The following is a 19,341-nucleotide window of genomic DNA, read 5'->3' on the forward strand; positions in this document are numbered from 1 at the left end:
CCTTGGTGTCGGCCGTCACGCGGTGCGGACGGGTTCGTGGGGTACGGCCGGGCGGTGTCCGACGATCCGCGTCGGACAGGCGGGGTCAGACCCCGCCCAGGGCCCTCATGGCTCCGTCGAGCGCGACCAGCGGGGGCCGCCTGCGGTGGCCGCCGGTGCTGAGCACCTCGCCGATGAGCAGGGTGTGGTCGCCGAAGCGGCGGCTCTCGCGCAGCGTGCATTCGAGCCAGCCGGGAGCGTCGATGACCAGGGCCCCGGTGCGCGGCCCCGGCGAGGTGGAGCAGGTGGTGAGCGCCAGGGCGCGTGTCTCGCGGTCGCCCTCGAAGGCGCGGGCCAGGTCGTCGCCCGCCACGTCGAGGATGGAGACGGCCCACACTCCGGTGGCGAGCAGGTCCGCGAGGACGTCGCAGTCGTCGGGCAGCGTCAGGGAGACCAGTGGCGGGTCCAGCGAGACGGAGACCAGGGAGCCGGCGGTCACCGCGTCGTGCCGGGTCCTTCCGGCCTCCTCGGCGAAGGTGGTGACCACGCACACTCCGGTGGCGAAGGTGCGCATCGTGGTGCGCAGGTCCAGGGACACGTGCGGGACTCCTTGTCGGCGCGGGCGGAAGGGGAGCGGGAGGGGGAAGCGGACGGAGTGTCAGCCAGGCAGCCGGGCGGTCAGCGCCGAGCGGCGCAGTTTGCCGGTGGGGGTGCGCGGCAGGTCGTCCTCGGCCAGTGCTTCCAGGTGGTCGACGGTGGCTCCGAAGTGCTGTCGCAGGTGTTCGCGCACCCGGCGTCCGGCTTCCTCCGGGTCGGTTCCGGCCCGGGGGCGGAAGAAGACGGCGAGCGCTGCGGCCCCGCCGGGTGCGGGGCCGTAGCCGCGCACCACGGTGAACGACGGGTGGACGCAGCCGAGGCGGTCCACCGCCTCCTCGATCTCGTGTCCGTGGTAGCGGCGGCCGCCGGCTTCAATGAGGTCGTCGGCCCGGCCGGTGACGGTCAGCTCGCCGTCCGCGACGTAACCCAGGTCGTCGGTGACCAGCCATCCGTCGTCGGTGAGCGGAGCGGGCCGCAGGCGTCCACCGGTCATGAGGTGCTGTGCCACCGGCACTCCGCGGACCTGGACCCGCCCCAGGTCCCCGCGTCCGAGCAGCTCTCCTTCCTCGTCCACCACGCGCACGGCCACTCCGGGGTGGGGCACGCCGACGGAGACGTAGCGGCGGGGCGGTCCGTCGTGAGGGGTGTAGACGGAGTCCACCACCCCCGAGGAGGTCTCCGGCATGCCCCAGCCGGGATGGAGGGCGCCGGGCGGCAGACCGTACGGGGCGAGGGCCGCGAGGAAGCGCCGGGCCACCCGGTCCTTGACGGCCTCCCCGCCGTTCATGACGTACCGCAGCCGGGTCAAGTCCCAGCCCCGCTCGACCGGTTCGTCCTCCAGTCGCTCGGCGACCCGGGCGAAGGCGTGGTTCGGGGCCCAGGTGGTGTCGATGCGGCCGGTGGACGCCAGGTCCATCCAGCGCAGCGGGTCCTCGCGGACCCACGCGGTGTCGGCGTGCGTCTGGCGGCAGCCGAGGAAGACGTCCCGTACGTGGAACATCACGATGCCGCTCACATGGTCCAGCGGCATCCAGTTGAGGGTCCTGCTGGTCGCGTCCAGTCCTCGGGCGAGTGCGGTGGCCCGGGCCCGGCCGAGGACGTTGCGGTGCGTCAGCGGGACCGCCTTGGGCACGCCCCCGCTCCCCGAGGTGAGGGTGAGCAGCGCCGTGCCGTCCGGCAGGGCACCGGAGTCCGGCACCCCGGCCCCGCCGTGCAGGCCGTCCACCGGACCCAGCGGGCGCAGCCCGGGCGGCAGTCCGCCTGGCGGCGCGTCGCCGAGGAACAGGCGGGCGCCCGCCGCCGAGGCGGCCAGGGCCGTCTCCTCGCGACCGCCCGGGGGTACGGGCAGCGGCAGGGCTCCGGCGAGCACGCAGGCCCAGAAACCGGTCAGCAGCTCGGCCGGGCGTGTCGTCGTCACGACGACGGCGACGCCTCGGTCCACACCGGCTGCCCTCAGCCCCGCCGCCGCCCGCAGCGCGTTCCCGTACAGCCGCGCGTACGGAAGGAGGGTGGCGGCGCCCGTGCCGTCGATCAGGGTGACCCCGTGCGGTCCTCGGGCCGCGCGGACCAGGGCCTCTCCGAGGGTGGTGACCGGGTGGGGCGGCAGCGGGCCGCCGTCCAGCAGGGCGGGCGGCGGCGGGGCTCCGGTCATGCCACGATGCCCAGGCTGAAGCTGTTGTGCGGGGTTCCGCCGAGGATGTGCGCGCCCGCGGACTGGAGCACCTGGTCCTGGGCGATCACGTGTTGGCGCATCGTCGTCAGGTCGCGCAGCCACCGGTCCATCGGTGAGGTGGTGCGGTAGATGGCCGTGGTGGCGACCAGATCGTAGAGCCGGGTCACCACCGAGCGGGCGGCCCGGAACGCGTTGACCCGGGCCAGCACGGTGTCCACCCGGTCATCCGGACCCAACTCACCGGTGTGGCTCAGCAGTTCGGCCTGGCGGCGCAGACTGCCGTAGACGGCGTGCCGGGCCGCTCCCAGCTCCATCTCGGCCTCGGCAATGGCCATCTGCACGCGGTAGGTCTCGGCCCACGGGGTCGCGGCGGCCCGGTCGACGCGGTTCGCGGCGAGCTCCCTGACGTAGTCGAGGGCGGCACGGGCGACACCGAGCGGAACGCCCGGCATATTGCGCAGGATCGCCTCCGGTGTCGCGGAAGAACCCTTGGCGCGAGGAGAGTTGAAGCTGAACGAATGCTCCTCGGGGACGAACAGGTCGTCGGCCCGGTAGTCGCAGCTGCCGCTGCCGGCCAGCCCGGTGGTGCGCCAGGTGTCGATCACCTCGAAGTCCTGGCGCGGCGCCAGCACGATCCGCCAGTGGGCGGGCGACCCGTCGGGGCCCGGCTCGGGTTCGCCCTCCTTGTACACGAAGCACCCGGCGACGACCCAGTCCGCGTGGTTGATGCCGCTGGCGAACTGCCAGCGCCCGGTGACCCGGTAGCCGCCGGGAACGCGCTCCGCGCGGCCCACCGGCAGGATCAGCCCGGCGGTGACGGTGTCGGGGTCGCCGAGTTCGTCCCGCGCCACGGATTCCGGCAGGAACTGGGCGTACAGCGGTGTGTCCATGCCGATCATGGCGCACCAGGCGGCGGACGCGTCACCCCGCGCCAGGAGTTCCACCACCTCCGTCTGCTGCACCGAGTCCAGCTCGGGGCCGCCTCGTTCGACGGGCACCGCCATCCGGAAGACGCCCGCCTCCCTGAGGCGCTCCACCACGGTGGGTGGCAGCCGGCGCGCCTGCTCGATCTCGTCGGAGGCGGCGCGCAGGACCGGGATGAGCTCACGGGCCGACCGGAACAGTTCGTCGGCGCTGACCGCGCGCCGGCCGCCCGGGGGGCGCGGGACGGGTGCCGTCTGGGAAATGGCCATGGTGTTCCCCTGTCTCCTGGGATGCGGTGGGGTGTCGCTGATCAGCGGTAACGGCCCGCTGCTATGGCGTTGTTGGGGTCGATCAGCGTCTTGAGGCGCCTGGTCAGAGCCACTTCGCCGGGGTCGGAGGCGAAGGCCTCGCGCCACTCGGCGTGGTCGATGTCGAGCCGGTAGGGGGCGTAGCCGGCCTCGGCGAAGGATGTGTGGAGCAGGTCCAGCGCGCGGTGTGCCCGCCCGGCCGAGTCGGCGTCCCGGGGGAACTTGACGGCGACCACGCAGTCCACCAGGTCCGGGCCGAGGATGTGCAGGGTCGCCGAGGGGCGGACGCCCGTCTCCTCCCCCGCGCGCCGCAGCAGCGCGTCGGCGTGCGCGACGGCCTCGCCGGTGAAGGGCAGCAGGGGGAGGAAGAACAGGAATCCCGCGCTGTCGTCCACGTGGTCGGCGGTGACGCCCATCTTGGCTTGGAAGATGGCGTCGGAGACGTCCGGGTCGCCGGTGTAGCCCCGCTCCACGAGCCGGGCCGACTCCCGGGCGTCCGCGCCCTCGGCTCCGTCGGCGGCTCCCTCTGCTCCGTCGGCGCCTTCGGTTTTGGTGTCCGAGACGCCGGTGAACAGTCCGGTGCGCCCCGCCTCGGCGGTCAGGAGGCCGGTCAGCGCGGCCACCGACTCAGCGGTGCCGTCCACCGGCAGGTGCACCAGGAACTCGCCGTCGGGGGCGCCATAAGCACGTCCGGCGAGCGGGTCGAAGATCCGCGGGACGCCGTCGACGAGGCCCTGGGCGACCCAGCGGCGTATCGCGGTGGTGGCGTCGGCCAGCACGTCGTGGGTGAACGTCAGGCGCACCACACGCAGTGCCTCGGGGCGGACCGGCAGGCGCACCACGGCGGCGGTGACCGCCCCCAGGTTCGACTGGACGAACAGCGGCAGGGTCGACGGCCCGAGGCCGGGCGCGTAGACGGGGGCCGTGCGGTTCTCGGTGGGCCACCAGCCCACCCGGACCGACGTGCCGTCCGGGAGGGCGACTTCGAGCCCCGCGAGGTCCTCGGTCCGCTGGCGGCGCAGCCCGACGCCCCGGTCGAGCGCGTTGCCCAGGATGCTGGTGGCCGCCGCCGAGGAGGTCACGTTGACCATGCGGGACGTACCGTCCAGCAGTTCGGAGAGCTGCCCCTGGGTGACCCCGGGTTCGACGACGGCCCAGCCGGCCTCCAGGTCGAAGGCCCTGACCCGGTCGAGTCCGCCCAGGTCGAGCACGACCGTGTCGTCCTGGGCGGGTTCGCCTGACCCCAGACCCCAGTTGCGGCCGGTGCTGATGACGTGGAGGCTGCCCGAGTCCGGGTCTCGGCCGAAGAGGGCCACGAGCTCCGGCACCTGGTCCGCGGTGGCGGGACGGATCACGGCGGCGACGCGCCGCTGGCGGAAGAGGCTGGTGTTGGGGCCGAGCGGACCGGGCCGGTCGGCGTCCGGAGCCGTACGCAGCACGCGGTCGGCGCCGAGCAGGCGCTCGGCCTCGTCGAGCGCCTTGTGGAGGGCGGGCCGCCGGGGCGGGGCCGCCTCGGTCGGGTGGTCGGACATGGTGAACTCCCCTGCGTTTTCGGCTGGTTCGTGTTCCGGAAGGAGCGCCGGACACTCGGAGGGCGGGCCGGGCGGCGTCCGGTGCGTGCGATCGCACGGCGGAGGATCACCCGGGTACGGGAGGTACACGGGCGGTCCGACGACGCCGCGAGGTGCCGGGCGCCGTCCGCCCGACGGGACTGGTCGGGCCCGGCCGGGGGGCGGGCGGGTGGTGGCGCGGTGACGACTGCCGTACGGGACCGGGAGTCGGGGCCGGCCGGCGCGGTGGGGGTCGCGCCGGCCGACGGGGTCGGGGGCGGGCCGGGGCCGAGGGGTGTGTCCGGCGGCCGGACCACGGCTGGGTGGCGTCCGGCGGACCATGGCCGGACGTCGCCTAACCGGCCGCCGGGGCGGGGCTCATGACGCCGTTCAGGAAGACCAGACGTCTGCGGGACGGGGTGACTCCGGTGGCGAGCGCCCTCCCGATCACCATCAGGTGGTCGCCGGCGGTGAAGGACTCCGTGAGGGCGCACTCCAGCCAGCCGGCGCCCTCGAACACGAGCGCCCCGGTGTGTTCGCCCGGCGCGGAACGGAGTTCGGCGAGCGCCTCGCTCCGCTTCTCCCGGGGACGGGCCAGCCGGCCCGCGGTCGCCGCTCCGTCCGCCCCCAGGATGGATACGGCCCACTTCCCCGCCTTCAGCAGGTCGGCCAGGAACGCCGAGTCGTGACGCAGGCAGAGCGAGACCAGGGGCGGGTCCCAGGAGACGGGCGCGAGGGAGTTGACGGTCACGGCGTCGTGCCGCCGCCCGCCCCCTGCCGACGGTTCTGGCGTCCACACGCTGACCACGCCGACACCGGTGGCGAAATGCCGCATCACCGTACGCAGATCGGGTTCCACGGCTCCTCCTGGACGAGTGGGTGCGAGTGGGTGCTTGACGTGCCACCGGGTTCACCGGCCCCGGTGCCGCCGGAGCGGTTCCGGCCGGCGAGCTCACGCTAGGGGGCCGTCCGGGCCGGCTGTTGCGTCCGGGCGCACGCCCTCTGCCGCGTTCGCGTAACGGCGGTGCCGACGCCCCGAGGGGGCGGGGGCCGGGACCGGTGTGCGCGTTTGTGGCAGTTCCGGTGCGCCCGCGGGCCGCAACCGGAGCCGGGTTCGTGGCCACACTGCGGCGGACGGCCGGAACATTCCGCGACCACGGAGGGCACAGATGACAGTCAGCGAACCGGCGGCGGTACGCGCGCACTGCGGCTCCTGCCGGGAGCCCGGTTTCGACGCCGGGCCGCGACCGGGGCACCCCCGGCCCCTGCGGTCCCGGCGCCCCGTGGCCCTCCTCGGCCGTACGCGGAGGGGGTCCCGGTGATCCGTACGGTCGCGGTGGTGGGCACCGGGCTGATCGGCACGTCGGTCGGTCTGGCACTCGGCAGGCACGGAGTGCGGGTGCATCTCGTGGACTCCGATCCGGCGGCCGCCAGGGTCGCGGCGGCCCTGGGCGCCGGAACCACCCAGGTGCCGACCGCGCCGGTCGACCTCGCGGTGCTCGCCGTGCCGCCCACCCGGGTGGCGGAGGTCCTGGTCCAGCAGCAGCGGCGCGGGCTGGCGCACGGCTACACGGACGTGGCGAGCGTGAAGTCGGCCACGGCTCAGGCGGTGCTGCGCAGCGGCGCCGACAGCACCCGCTTCGTCGGCGGCCATCCCATGGCGGGCAGTGAGCGGTCCGGTCCGCTGGCCGCCCGCGCCGACCTGTTCGAGGGCCGTTCCTGGGTGCTGACCCCGGCCGAGAACACCTCGCGGACGGTGCTCAACCACACGCTCGCCGTCGTGGCGCTGTGCGGCGCGGTCCCCGTGGTCATGGAACCCGAGGCGCACGACGAGACGGTGGCTCTCGTCTCGCACCTGCCCCATCTGGTCTCGGCGCTGCTCGCGGGGCGCCTGAGGGACGCCCCGCACGAGGTGCTGCGGCTGGCGGGGCAGGGGGTACGGGACGTCACACGGGTGGCGGGCGGCGACCCCGATCTGTGGGCGGACATCCTCGGGTCCAACGCCGCCGCGGTCACGGACGCGCTGGGGGCCCTGGCGAAGGACCTGCTGACGGCACTGGACGCGCTGGAGGGTGTCGGCGACGCGGGTGCCTCGCCGGCCGCCAGGGAGGAGAGCCGTGCCGTGGTGCGCGAACTGCTGGCACGGGGCCGGGAGGGGCGGCGGATCCTGCACGACCGGAGGGATGCGGGGGCTCCTTCGCACTCCTCGACCGTGTGGGTCGAGCTGACGGGCCGTACGGGAGAGCTGGGCCGGCTGCTCCTGGAGACGGCGGAGCTGGGTCTCGCCGAGGACGCGCTCCGGCTGCTGCCGGACGAGGGCCCCGGAGGTCTGACGGCCCGGATCACCGCCCCGTACGCCGAGGCGGAGGCGCTGCGGCGACGGCTGTCCGAGACGGGCTGGCCCGTCCGTCTCCCCGACGGCCTTCTCCCCGGCGCTGTCGAGGCCGCCGCCCCGGCCTGACCGTCGGCCCGGTGCCGCCCCCTGGCCCTCGGCCCCGTGCCGCCCCCGCCCCGGCGCGGGCGGCCCGGGGCCGCCGTCAGTGCGCGGCCCCGCCGCCCGGCAGGCCGTAGGCGTCCGCGATCAGCTCGACGGAGCGCAGGCGCTCCGCGGTTCCGTGAGAGTTGGTCGCGAGCATGATCTCGTCGGCCCCGGTCCGCTTGTACAGCTGGTCGATGCCGGACCGGACCTCGTCACCGGTGCCGTACAGGGCGTTGTCCAGCCAACCACCCAGCACCGCACGTTCCTGGCCGGTGAATTCGTGGGCCGCCGCTTCGTCGGCCGTCGGCACGAGGCCGGGCCGCCCGCTGCGCAGCCGCACCGTCGCCAGCGCTCCGGTCAGTGCCTGGCGGCGCGCCTCCTCGGGGTCCTCGGCGGCGAACGCGAACACGCCGACCAGCGCGTAGGGCCGGCTCAGGAAGGCGGAGGGCCGGAAGCTGCCGCGGTAGAGGTCGAGTGCGGGCAGGGTGTTCTGGGCCGCGAAGTGGTGGGCGAACGCGAACGGCAGTCCCAGCTCGCCGGCGAGCCGGGCGGAGAAACCCGAGGAGCCCAGCAGCCACACCTGGGGCTGTCCGGTGCTCCCCTGCACGGGGCCGGGCACAGCGTGGATACGCCCGTACGGGTGTCCTTCCGGGAAGTCGTCGGCGAGGAACGCCAGCAGCTCCCGCACCTCGGCGGGGAAGTCCTCGGATCCGCCGCGCCGCAGCGCGGAGGCGGTGGCGCCGTCGGTTCCCGGTGCCCGTCCCAGCCCGAGGTCCACCCGGCCCGGTGCCAGCGCCTCCAGGGTGCCGAACTGCTCGGCGATCACCAGTGGGGCGTGGTTGGGCAGCATCACTCCGCCGGAGCCGAGCCTCAACCGCCGGGTGTGGGCCGCGAGGTGGGACAGCACCACGGCGGGGCTGCTGCTCGAGATGCCCGGCATGGAGTGGTGCTCGGCCACCCAGTAGCGGGAGAAGCCTCGTGCGTCCGCCAGCTTCGCCAGACTCACCGAGGTACGCAGAGCCGCCTCGGCCGTATATCCCTGTCCCACAGCCACCAGGTCCAGCACGGACAACGGTACGGGGGCCGTTCCCTGGGCCCCGGCCGGAGCGGGAATGGAGTTCTCGTCAGTCATGGGGCGAGCAAAACCCATCCGGACGGCGCGCGTGAGACCACGCTGTCGTTTCCGGACAGGGTGTGCGGGGGCCTCTTCGGGCGGCGCGTGAACTGCCGGGCCGGGCGGCCGGTACCGCTCGGTGCGCCATCGGCGCAGGTCCGCCGGGGTCTCGGCCCCCGCGCCGCACAGGCCTCGACTCCCGTGCGCGGCCCCAGTGTTGCGGGAGGATGACGGCCGTACGAACAAGTGCGCCCCGGCCGCCGGGAAATCGGGCGGAAACACAGCGGGCGGAGCCGCCCCCGCCCTCGGGTGCGCTGTCCCGCCGCCCTTCCCCCGGCACGCCGACGGCGGGTGGCTGCCGTGGCATCCACCCGCCGTCGGTGCGTCACCCGCGCGGACCCGGCCCGTTCGCCGGGGGCCCGCGCGGGGTCCGCCCTGTTACGCGCCCGCGCGGTAGACCGAGATCCCGGTCAGGCTCGGGGTGTACTGCTCCGTGGCGATCCGGCTGGTGAGGGCCACCCGCAGCTTGGTGCTGGTGACGGTGCCGAAGCCCGTCACCGTGAGGTCGTGCCCGACACCCGTGTCACGGGTGGCGAAGGTGACCCAGGAACCGGTGGCCGCGTCCCAGCGCTGGAGCTCGAAGGACCGCACCCGGGGGTTGGTGCCCGAGTCGGTGTACTCGTCCAGGTAGACCTGGTCGAACGTGGTGTCCGCACCGAAGTCGACGTCGAGCGTGATCGGGTAGGCCGCGTCGTCGGCGGCGGCCCAGCGGGTCGACGGGTCGCCGTCGGTCAGCTTCTCCGCGCCGAGCGAGCCGTTCGCCCCGGGGTGGGTCGAGCCGGCGGTCACGGACTTGCCCAGGGCGAGGTCCACCCTGTTGTCCGTCTCCTCCTCGATCGGGTCGGTGTCGACCGGGTGGGCCACCTTGCGGCCGGACCCGGACTCGGCGATGCCGATGTCCGGGGCGTCGCCGTAGTAGAGGTGGGTACCGAGGAAGTCCTCGGTGCCCAGGTGCGCGTTGTAGCGGCCCGCGTCGATCAGGGGCGAGTCCTTGCGCAGCGCGAAGGGCGCGGCGGCCTTGCGGATCTTGTCGACGCCCGCACCGGTGACGTGGTGGGCGGGGTCGCCGACGAACATCGGGTCGGTCCGCAGCCCGTCCGGGTCGGCCGGCTCCTGGGCGGAGTGGATGCCGGACGCCTCGTAGTAGTCGTTGTTCGAGAACACGGCCTGCCGCAGGGCGCCGGTACGGCGGTACCACGGCGTCGGGGTGGTCTCCGAGGTGTTGTAGAAGATGTTGTTCAGGAAGTAGACGCGGCTCAGGAACGTCTCGTCGTGGACGGTGTTCAGGTCGGCGCCGTCGTAGACGAAGGTGTTGTTGGTGAAGTACGTCGGCGCGTAGTTCGTCGACAGCATGTTCTTCACGAGCACGCCGTTGTCGTCGACGCTGAGGTTGTAACGTGCCACCGAGTTGGAGCTGTTGCCCATGTAGGCCATCCAGCCCGCGGCGTTGTCGTGCGAGTAGTTGTACTGGTAGGTGACGTTGAAGTTGGTGTACTCCAGGTCCCAGGGAGTGCCGTCGTACTCGTTGTCCGGACCGCCGTAGACCTCGTTGTACTGCATGGTCGAGTCGGCGCCGGCCCACAGGTAGAGACCGCAGGAGACCGCGTTGTAGCGCTCCAGGAAGCCGTTGACCTCGTTGTACTCGACCGTCATCCGCTGCGAGTCGGCGAGCTGGAAGGCGCCCTGACCGATGCTCCTGGCGTAGTTGTGGCCGATGTAGACGTCACGGCTGTACAGGTCGCGGGTGCGCACCCAGAGCTGCTCCCAGCCCTCGTGCCACTTGCCGGCCTCGTCGTACTGGCCGGAGTCGGCACTGTCGGCGGCGAACCAGTTGAACGCGAACTGCACCGCGTGCAGTTCGACGTTCTCGAAGGTGTTGTTCTCGATCCGGACGTCGCTGAAGTGGTATCCGCCGGCCGGGTACGCCTTGTAGCTCTTGCTGCCGAAGACCTGGAAGTCGACCGCACCGTAGTGGATCTTCTGCCAGCTGCTCGGGCCGTCGAGATTGTGGACGTAGATGTCCGATATACGGAAGTGGTCCATGACCGTGTCCGCGCCGTCCGGGAACAGGTCGGCGTTGATCGAGACCATGATGCCGTCGCGGACGTAACTGCCCGTGGTGATGTCCGTGGTGAAGTCGTCGTCGTTGGACAGCTCGACGTTGTCGATGTCCCAGTACTGCTGGTTGCGCAGCACGATGGCGCCGGTCAGACCGACGGTCTGCGGGTTCTTCGTGCCGTCGGCGTTGAACGGGCTGGGCACGTTGCCGTTGGCCGCGATGTAGGGCCGGCCGGCGCGCTTGTCGCCGTACGCCGAGATGGTGATCGGCTTGCCCGCGCTGCCGGAGCCCTTCGGCCACAGCTGCTCGTTCTGCCACTGCTCGCCGGCCTTGAGCAGGATGCGGTCGCCGGGCCGGAACGTCGTCGCGTTCGCCTTGGCCAGGCTGCGCCAGGCGTTCTTCGGCGAGGTGCCGGCCGCGGTGTCGTGGCCGAGCGTGGCGTCGATGTAGTAGTCCTTGCCACCGGTGGCGTTGTGCTTGTTGCCGGGCCAGGACTTGCCGGCGGCGGAAGCCGCGGGGGCGGCGGGGCTCTGCGGTCCGGCCGCCGCGTGCGCGGCCGGGGCGAGCGACCCCACGAGCAGCGCGGCGAGCACGGAGGCGAGGCCGGTGCGAACCGTCCGCGTGGTGAGCCACGGGCGCTTCACCGACGTCTCGTCGGCGGGCGGGCCGATGTCGGCAGGTCTCATTGCTGCACGTCCTTCGCGTTGATGGCGGCCACCGCCGAGTTGTCGACGTGCATCGAGGCGTCGTCGGCCCGGCGCTGGAGGTAGGTGGCGTACTTCTTCTCGACGAGCGACTGGCGGATCCGCCCGGAGTACTCGGTGAACGCCTTGTCCTGGTCGGTCTTCACACTGTCGAGCTGGTAGTACGTGATCTGGCCGGTGCCCTTGACGGGCCCGGAGACCTGGCCCCGGTGGAGGTCCCCGAGTACGGAGACGAGGTCCTGGTCGTGGGTGCTCAGCCCGGTCGGGCCGCTGCCGCCGTAGGTGCCGGTGGCGAGCTTCGTGTCCGGCACCCCGGTGACGTCCGCGAGGTGCCCGGCGGCCTTCACCCGGCGCTGGAGGCCGGCGGCGAAGTCCGCGGGGGCGTCGTCCGGCACCTGGACCACGAGTTGCGTGTACGCGTACGTGGTCGCGTTGGCGCTCCAGGAGTCCGGGTCCGCGTCGAAGGCCTCGCGGACCTCGGCGTCGGTGACGTGGAGCGGGCCCGCGGCGTCCTTGCCGAGCAGGTCCTTGAGGCTGGTGGTGAGTTCGGTCAGCCGGTGGGTCCAGTACTCCTCGGGGGAGAAGTCGGTGACCCCGTAGACCGTCTGCCCGGCCCGGACCGCCTGGGCGCGGGCCTCGTTCTCCGCCGTGCGCTCGGCGGAGAGGTCCGCGAAGTCCACGGAGTCGACGAGACCCCGCTGCTGTGCGAGGACGAGGGTGGCCCGGTCCTCCCGGATCTCGTCGAACGCGCTGCTCTCCAGGCGCTGGAGAGCGGTCTTCGCCCCCGCCTTCGCGTTCCAGCTGAACGGGGTTGCCAGGTGGTAGGTGGTGGTCAGCTCGTTCTGCACGGTGGGGGCGAGCCGTCCCATGTGGAAGAGGAGCTCCTCGCGGGTGACCGGGCGCCCGCCCAGGGTGGCGACGTCGTCCCCCCGGTGGCCGCCGGACATCCCCACCGTCGCGACGACCACCGCGACGACGGCGAGTACGGCGCCGGCCACCGCGGCGAGGGTCCGCCGCCACGGGCGCCGCGGTGCCTGTGCCGTGCGGGCGGCGCCGCCGGTGCCGCGCGCGGCGGCCGGCCGACGGGAGCCGGGCCTGCCGGAGCCGGGCCTGCGGGTGCCCGCCGGGGGGCGCGGCGCCCGTGTGCCGGGCGCCGCGCCCTTCACGACCCCGCCCCGATCGCCGCCACCCGCGCGACGACGGGGGTGTCCCGCGTGGCGGTGATCTGGAACTCGACCGTGTCGACCTCGGCGGCCGGGAAGGTGAGGATGCGCTGGTAGCCCACCGCGCTCGTCTCGGCGAGCGTGGTCCACCCGCCTCCCAGGCCGCCGCGGACGACGACGTGCTCGACGCGCTGGCCCTGGGTGATGTCCTCGCCGAGCACGACCGCCTCGATCCGGCGGGGCCCGTCGAAGACGAGGGTCACGGCGGGGCAGGTGTCGGTGCCGTCCGGGCGCCAGGGCGTCTCCGCCTTGCCGGGCCAGGCGGTGGCGACGTCCCCGGGGCTGCCGGAGGTGACCGTCGCGGTCGCCCCGATCCGGCGGGAGCGGAACTCCTCGATGCGTCGGCCGAGTCCGCTCAGGGCTGCCACGTCGGCGTCCCGCAGACGTCCGTCCGCGGCCGGGGGGACGTTCAGCAGGAAGCAGGAGTTGCCGCCGACGGCACGCTGGTGGATGGTGAACAGCTCGTCCACCGAGCGGACTTCGGTGTCCTCGGCCGTGTGGTGGAACCAGCCGGGCCGGATCGAGGTGTTGACCTCGGCCGGGTACCAGACCAGGTCCGACCCGTGGCCGGCGAGCGCGGCCCGGCTGCCCAGGTCGCGGTCGTCGCTGCGCACGAGGCGGGAGAACTCGCCGTCGTCCGCCTGTTGCGAGACGGAGGCGGTCCGCTCGGCGTCCTGGAGGGCGCGCGGGACCACGCTCCACTCGTCGGGGCGGGTCTCGCCGGCCTCGTTGCCGCACCAGCGGACGTCGGGGCCGCACACGTTGATCACCGCGTCGGGCTGGAGCTCGCGGACCACCGCGTAGTAGCGCTCCCAGTCGTAGACCTGGCGCTTGCCGTTGGGGCCCTCGCCGTTGGCGCCGTCCAGCCACACGGAGAACACCGGGCCGTAGCGGGTGAGCAGTTCGGTGAGCTGGGCGACGTAGAAGTCGTCGTACGCGCTCCCGGAGCCGTAGGACGCCTCGGTACGGTCCCACGGGGAGAGGTAGACGCCGAACTTCAGGCCGTGCCGGCGGGCGGCGTCGGCGACCTCGGCCACCACGTCGCCCGTGCCGCCGCGCCACGGCGAGGAGGCGACCGAGTAGTCGGTGGCGTCGCTCGGCCACAGGCAGAAGCCGTCGTGGTGCTTGCAGGTGAGGATGACGCCGGTCATCCCCGCGCTCTTGAGCGAGGCCACCCACTGGTCGGCGTCGAGGCCGGCCGGGTCGAAGAGGGCCGGGGCGTCGTGTCCCTCGCCCCACTCCCGGTCGGTCATCGTGTTCATGCCGAAGTGGAGGAAGCCGTAGAACTCCATCTCCTGCCAGGCGAGCTGCCGCTCACTGGGCCGGACGTCGGCGAGCGCCCGTGCGGACGCGGTCTCGGTGGTCACCGGTACCTCCGGTTGTACGAGGCGAGCAGGGCCATCAGCCCGGCCAGCGCGAGGAGCATGACGCCGAGGTGTCCCCAGCCGATCGTCCTGCGCTCCACCACGACGAGCGCCACGCAGGCCGCCGCGACGAGGGTGCGCACGCCGACGAGCAGCGCCGTACGCGTCGAGTCCTTCATGTCGGTTTTCCTTCCACCGGGGCCGCTCGGCCCGGTCGCTGAGATGTCGGACACGGCCTGGGCCCGTCAGCCCTTGACGCCGCCGGATGCCATGCCCTCGATGAGCCGCTTCTGGATGAAGGCGTAGACGATCAGGACGGGGACGATGACGATGACCATGCCGGCGTACAGGCGTCCGTAGTCCGCCGCCGCCTTCTGTGCCGTGAACAGGTTGAGCAGGCCGACCTGGACGGTCTTCCCCTCGCCGGGAAGCAGGGTCAGCGAGATGATGAAGTCGTTCCAGTAGGCCAGGAAGTTGAACAGGATCACGGTGGTGATCGCGGGCCGGGCCATCGGCAGCATGATCCGGGTCATGATCCGGAACCGGGACGCCCCGTCGATCGACGCGGCCTCCTCGTAGGCGACCGGGATGGACCGGAAGTACGCGGTGAGCAGGTAGATCGTGAACGGGATCGACGTGGCCGCGTAGACGAGCGAGAGCACCGAGGGGTTGTCGAGGAAGAACCCGCCGGGGAAGACGTCGACGAGCGCCTTGTCCCAGTCGACCAGCATCAGGAAGATCGGGACGACGATGTAGTTGACGTTGACGAACAGTCCGCCGAGCAGGAGGAGTTCGACGAAGCCCTTGCCCCTGAACTCGTAGCGGGCGATGACGTACGCGGCCGGCACGGAGACCGCGAGGACCAGGACCAGGCCGAGCACGGTGACGAACACCGAGGTCGCGAAGTACTGGCCCATGTGCGCGTCGGTGAACGCGTCCACGTAGTTCTGCAGGCGCAGCCCCTCGGGCAGCGTCCAGGGGCTGCCGAAGAACTCGCTCTTCTTCTTCAGCGAGGCGAGCAGCACCCAGGCGACCGGCACCGCGATGGCGAGGGCGAGGGCGACGACGAGCAGGTACGTGAGGACGCGGCCGATCCGCGAGCGGGCGGCGGGGGGGCGGGGTGTGTTGATCACGGTCATGGTGTCCGTCCTCAGAACTGAAGGGGCTCGCGCTTGGTCGCCCGGCTCATCAGGAGCGACACGAGGAAGGAGAACGCGAAGATGACGACACCGATGGCCATGCCGTAGCCGTACGAGGAGTTCGTGTACGCCTGCTTGTACATGTAGCTCAGCAGGACCTCGGAGGAGCTGTCGGGACCGCCGCCGGTCATCGCGCGGACCAGCACGAAGCTGAGGTTGACCGCGCTCATGATGAAGAAGGTCAGCGAGGTCCGCAGGTTCTGCCAGATGAGCGGCATCGTGATGGAGAAGAACTGCCTGGTGGCGGAGGCTCCGTCGAGCCCGCTGGCCTCGTAGAGCTCCTCGGGGACGCTCGACATGCTCGACATGTAGAGGACCATGTAGTAACCGAGGGACTGCCAGACCATCGCGATGCCGACGGAGTAGAGCACGACCTTCTGGTCGCCGAGCCAGACCTGCTGCCAGCTGTCGAGGGAGACCAGCCGCAGCGTGCTGTTGAGCAGACCGTTGTTCTGGTCGTAGATGGCGGAGAAGACCGCCGCGATCACGACCACGGAGAGCACGTTCGGGATGTAGAGCACGAACCGGAGGAAGTTGCGGCTGCGCAATTTCTGCCGCGTCATGATCGCGGCGAGGAACAGGCCCATCCCCATCGTCACGGCGGTGACCACGACCAACAGCGTCACCGTGTTCTGGAACGCCCGCACGAACTGCTCGTCGTCGATGAGGTGGCGGAAGTTGTCCAGCCCCACGAACTTCATGTCCGGGGAGAAGCCGCTCCAGGTGTAGAGCGACATCCGGAAGACGTTCACGGTCGGATAGACCATGAACACCGCGAAGAGCACCAGGGCCGGGAGCAGGCAGGCCAGCACGAAGCGGGTGTGGCCGGGCCGGCGTGCCGGGGACGTCTTGCCGCGCCGGGATGCACCGGCGGACGTCCGTGTTTTCGCTACGGGATCCGCTGAGTCTTGGGGTGGGGTGGAGAGGGTCGTCACCGTGCCGGTCCTTCGGTCGTACGAGGCGGTCCTGAGTGGGCCGGGAAGGTCTCCCGGCGGGCGTGCGTGCCGGGCGTCGCCGGACAGGCGGGACGTTCGGCACACGCCCGGGTGGCGGCGCCGGCGGCGGCCCGGGTCGGCCGGGTCGCCGCCGGGCACGTCAGTTGCCCGCCTGGCGCAGCTTCTCGCTGGCCTCGTTCAGCGCGGACTGCCACTTCGCTTCGGTGGTGTCGCCGCTGATGATGCTGTTGGCGGTGTCGAAGAGCGTGGACTTGATGTCGACGCCCTCGACCGGAGAGGTGCTCGCGAAGCCGCCGACGAGCGCGGAGACCGACGGGTCCTCGTAGAGCTTGTAGAACGAGGCGCTCTCGCCGGTCAGGCTGTCGGCGATGCCCTGGATCGGCTGGATCGCGTTCGACTTGGCGAAGATCTTCGCGGCCTCGTCGGAGTACAGGTAGGCGACGAATTCCTTCGCCGCGTCCTTGTGCTGGGCGGCGCTGGGGACCCAGACCGACTCGACCGAGGTCGTCAGGTAGCGCTCGGCCCCGGCGGTGACGGCCGGCAGCGGGGTCAGGCCCCAGGTGAAGCCGTCGGCGCGCGGGGCGTCCGCCATCTCACCGGTGATCCAGGTGCCGTTCGGCATGAACAGCGCCTTGTTGTCCAGGATCGACTGCTGGTTCTTGGTGAAGTCCTGCTCGTTGGCGTAGCCGACGGTGGTCGGCGCGGCGTAGCCGAGCAGCTTGGAGGTGATGTCGAGCGCCTTCTTCGCGTTCGGCGTCTTCCAGACGTCCTTCTTGTACGTCATGACGTCGGTGTAGAACTGCTCCCCGCCGACGTCGGCGAGCAGCGCGAAGAAGTACGAGTCGAGGTAACCGGCGGTCGGGTAGGTGAAGAGGGGTATGCCCGCCTTCTTCGCCTTGTCGCCGAGCGCGAACATCTCGTCCCAGGTGGCCGGGGTCTTCCAGCCGTTCTTCTCGAAGAGGCCCTGGTTGTAGAACAGGCCCGTCGGCGCGTAGTACATCGGCATCAGGTACGTCTTGTCCGTGCCGTACGGGTTGGTGTTCAGGTTGCCGACGATGCCCGGAGTGAGTTTGTCGCCGACCGTCCTGGTCTCGCCGGGGACCTTCGCCTTGAGGACCGGGGTGAGGTCCTCCACGGCCTTGTCCTTGACCAGGGTCTCGGTGAGCGCGGCCTTGCGGCCCTGGCCGAGCACCACGACGTCCGGGTACTTGCCGGCCTTCATGTTCGGGGTGATCTCGTCCTCGATGCTCTTCGAGATCTGGAGCTGGACGTCGACGTCCGGGTGCGTCGCCTCGTAGGCCTTGATGACCTGCGTGTACATGTCCCGGCCGTAGCCGCCTTCGAGGGCCGCGACCTTGAGGGTCGTCCTGCCCGAGTCCGCGCTGTCCCCGCCTCCCGAACATCCGGTGGCGAGCAGCCCGAGCACCGTCACAGCGGTGCCCGCAAAGGCGAGCGACTTCCTCATTCTGGGGGTCCTTCCCGTGGACAACTGCCCACCTGACTGCGAGTGGCAGAGCGGGCCGGGTGAGGCCCCTCTCGGGGGCCGCGTCGCCCGGCGCCGCGCCACCGCAGGGCCGGACCTGGATCCTCGTCGATCCGGCGTTGTTACGGTGGCACCGATAACATGGTGCGTACGATGGCATCGATCACATGACGGCGCAAGGGGTCAGATGAGGTCGATTCGCCGAACCCGTCACATCGGGCCCACGCGGACCGCCGCGCCGGACCCGCCCGGAGCCCCGGACGCGGGCGCGCGGGGTTCGCGATCCCGCGTCAGCGCCCCGTGCGCGCAAGGGAGTTCCGGCGAAGCGTCCGGACGCGCGGGCCGGTCGGCACGCGCACGGGGTACCGGACCGGCGCCCGTGATCCTTTTGTCCGGACCGCCCGGAAGCGGCGCCGGAACCGCGCGAACCACGTGCGAGCGGGACGAAAGGGCACGGTCGGGCGAGCTCCGGACCTCATGAATCCAGGGTGTTCGTGGCTCATGGCGACGCATGGCGGTGAACCGGGCTCCCCCACCGACCGGCGGCCAACGGGCCGTCCGGTGATGCAAGAGGCCGGACACGGGCGAACCGGACGGCCGGAGGTGAGACCCCGGGGCCGGCGCCGCCCGGTCTCACCCCCGGCGCGGCGCGGCGGTGGAGCCACGCACGGACAGGGACGCCGTGACGGCCGAGTCCTCGACGCCGGCCTCCCCCTGGAGCAGCAGCGCGACGGCCGCCGCGCCGTACCCGTAGAAGTCCTGCCGGACGGTCGTCAGGGGCGGCGCGCAGTAGGCCGCCAGCGCGATGTCGTCGACGCTCACGATGGAGACGTCGCCGGGCACCGACCGGCCGCGTTCGCGCAGGGCCCTGATCACCCCGAACGCCATCTCGTCGCTCGCGACGAAGACCGCGGTGATCTCCGGGATCATCGCGATGATCTGCCCCTGCCGGTACCCGGAGTCGGGCGACCAGTCCCCCTCCAGGGGGGTCGGCGGCTCGATCCCGGCCGCGTCCAGGCACTGCTGCCAGCCCTGGCGACGCTGACGCGCCTCGATCCACTCGTCCGGCCCGGCGATGTGCCAGATCTGGCGATGTCCCAGGTCGAGGAGGTGCTGGGTGGCCAACCGGCCCGCCTCCGCCTGGTCGATCCCGAGCACCCGGGCCCCCTGCGTCCGTGACCCGTCGAGGGTGACGGTCGGGATCTCGCGGGTGAGGTCCTCGATCTTCTGCGTCACCGACAGGAGCGGCACGGCGATCACCAGACCGTCGACGCCCTGGTCGGCGAGTTTGGCCAGGGACCGCTCCATCAGACCGGCGTCGAGCCCGGCGATGGTGGCGATGCTCACCGCGTACCCCGCCGCACCCGCGGCCGACTCGACACCGGCGGTGACCGCCGAGCGCGAGTAGTACCCGCCGGATTCCAGCAGCACCAGCCCGATGGTGTGGCTGCGCCCCGAAGAGAGCGCCCTCGCCGCGCTGTTGAAGCGGTATCCGACCTGCTCCACCGCCGCGAGCACGCGCCGGTTGGTGTCCGGAGTGACGTTGGGCGAACCACGCAGAGCGCGTGACACCGTCTGCGCCGACACTCCGGCGATCCGGGCCACGTCGGCCATGCTCGGCTGCCTCGGCCTCGCGATGTCCTCGTTCAAGAGATGTCCTCGCTCAAGAC

15 protein-coding genes are annotated in these 19,341 nt (G+C 72.1%); 1 reads left to right on the forward strand and 14 read right to left on the reverse strand.

Translation table 11 applies throughout. From position 1 onward, the window contains the following. Positions 1 to 85: 85 nt before the first annotated feature. From ACFZAX_RS27840 to ACFZAX_RS27860, 5 genes are all read right to left on the reverse strand, one after another. On the reverse strand, positions 86 to 577 hold the full coding sequence (locus ACFZAX_RS27840; protein WP_390965026.1) for a flavin reductase: 492 nt from the start codon (positions 575 to 577) through the stop codon (positions 86 to 88). A 60-nt stretch (positions 578 to 637) separates the two neighbouring features. Beyond that, positions 638 to 2,227 carry an AMP-binding protein gene (locus ACFZAX_RS27845; protein ID WP_390965027.1) on the reverse strand — a complete coding sequence of 530 codons (1,590 nt, stop codon included), beginning with the start codon at positions 2,225 to 2,227 and terminating at the stop codon, positions 638 to 640. After that, positions 2,224 to 3,441, reverse strand: coding sequence for an acyl-CoA dehydrogenase family protein (locus tag ACFZAX_RS27850; RefSeq protein WP_390965028.1), 1,218 nt, complete (start codon positions 3,439 to 3,441; stop codon positions 2,224 to 2,226). Before ACFZAX_RS27850 ends, ACFZAX_RS27845 begins: the two co-directional genes overlap by 4 nt. A gap of 41 nt (positions 3,442 to 3,482) precedes the next feature. Continuing rightward, on the reverse strand, positions 3,483 to 5,012 hold the full coding sequence (locus ACFZAX_RS27855) for an FAD-binding protein (RefSeq protein ID WP_390965029.1): 1,530 nt from the start codon (positions 5,010 to 5,012) through the stop codon (positions 3,483 to 3,485). A 373-nt stretch (positions 5,013 to 5,385) separates the two neighbouring features. Further along, positions 5,386 to 5,889, reverse strand: a complete 504-nt coding sequence (locus tag ACFZAX_RS27860) for a flavin reductase (RefSeq protein ID WP_390965030.1) — start codon at positions 5,887 to 5,889, stop codon at positions 5,386 to 5,388. A 459-nt stretch (positions 5,890 to 6,348) separates the two neighbouring features. Here ACFZAX_RS27860 and ACFZAX_RS27865 point away from each other — a divergent pair, with 459 nt between their 5' ends. Then, positions 6,349 to 7,491 (forward strand): prephenate dehydrogenase, encoded by a 1,143-nt coding sequence (locus ACFZAX_RS27865; protein ID WP_390965031.1) that lies wholly within the window; start codon positions 6,349 to 6,351, stop codon positions 7,489 to 7,491. A 76-nt stretch (positions 7,492 to 7,567) separates the two neighbouring features. Here ACFZAX_RS27865 and ACFZAX_RS27870 read toward each other — a convergent pair whose 3' ends face one another. The 9 genes from ACFZAX_RS27870 to ACFZAX_RS27910 form a co-directional block, all read right to left on the reverse strand. Next, the gene (locus ACFZAX_RS27870) at positions 7,568 to 8,641 is read right to left on the reverse strand and encodes an MsnO8 family LLM class oxidoreductase (protein WP_390965032.1); all 1,074 of its coding nucleotides are present in this window, start codon (positions 8,639 to 8,641) and stop codon (positions 7,568 to 7,570) included. 420 nt (positions 8,642 to 9,061) lie between these two features. Then, a complete protein-coding gene (locus ACFZAX_RS27875) occupies positions 9,062 to 11,428 on the reverse strand; it encodes a discoidin domain-containing protein (RefSeq protein WP_390965033.1) in 2,367 nt (788 codons plus the stop codon). Beyond that, positions 11,425 to 12,444, reverse strand: coding sequence for a peptidyl-prolyl cis-trans isomerase (locus tag ACFZAX_RS27880; RefSeq protein ID WP_390965034.1), 1,020 nt, complete (start codon positions 12,442 to 12,444; stop codon positions 11,425 to 11,427). Before ACFZAX_RS27880 ends, ACFZAX_RS27875 begins: the two co-directional genes overlap by 4 nt. A 164-nt stretch (positions 12,445 to 12,608) precedes the next feature. Continuing rightward, positions 12,609 to 14,036 carry an alpha-L-fucosidase gene (locus tag ACFZAX_RS27885; protein WP_390965035.1) on the reverse strand — a complete coding sequence of 476 codons (1,428 nt, stop codon included), beginning with the start codon at positions 14,034 to 14,036 and terminating at the stop codon, positions 12,609 to 12,611. After that, complete coding sequence (locus ACFZAX_RS27890; protein ID WP_390965036.1) at positions 14,033 to 14,212, reverse strand: DUF6903 family protein; 180 nt, start codon at positions 14,210 to 14,212, stop codon at positions 14,033 to 14,035. The genes ACFZAX_RS27885 and ACFZAX_RS27890 overlap by 4 nt, the downstream gene beginning before the upstream one ends. A 66-nt stretch (positions 14,213 to 14,278) precedes the next feature. Continuing rightward, positions 14,279 to 15,172, reverse strand: coding sequence for an ABC transporter permease subunit (locus ACFZAX_RS27895; RefSeq protein ID WP_390965037.1), 894 nt, complete (start codon positions 15,170 to 15,172; stop codon positions 14,279 to 14,281). Between the two features lie 11 nt (positions 15,173 to 15,183). After that, complete coding sequence (locus ACFZAX_RS27900; RefSeq protein ID WP_390965038.1) at positions 15,184 to 16,044, reverse strand: ABC transporter permease subunit; 861 nt, start codon at positions 16,042 to 16,044, stop codon at positions 15,184 to 15,186. Between the two features lie 283 nt (positions 16,045 to 16,327). Next, positions 16,328 to 17,653, reverse strand: a complete 1,326-nt coding sequence (locus ACFZAX_RS27905) for a carbohydrate ABC transporter substrate-binding protein (protein WP_390965040.1) — start codon at positions 17,651 to 17,653, stop codon at positions 16,328 to 16,330. Between the two features lie 651 nt (positions 17,654 to 18,304). Next, a complete protein-coding gene (locus ACFZAX_RS27910) occupies positions 18,305 to 19,321 on the reverse strand; it encodes a substrate-binding domain-containing protein (RefSeq protein WP_390965041.1) in 1,017 nt (338 codons plus the stop codon). Positions 19,322 to 19,341: the final 20 nt, after the last annotated feature.

Source organism: Streptomyces sp. NPDC008125, from assembly GCF_042957125.1.
Classification (GTDB): domain Bacteria; phylum Actinomycetota; class Actinomycetes; order Streptomycetales; family Streptomycetaceae; genus Streptomyces.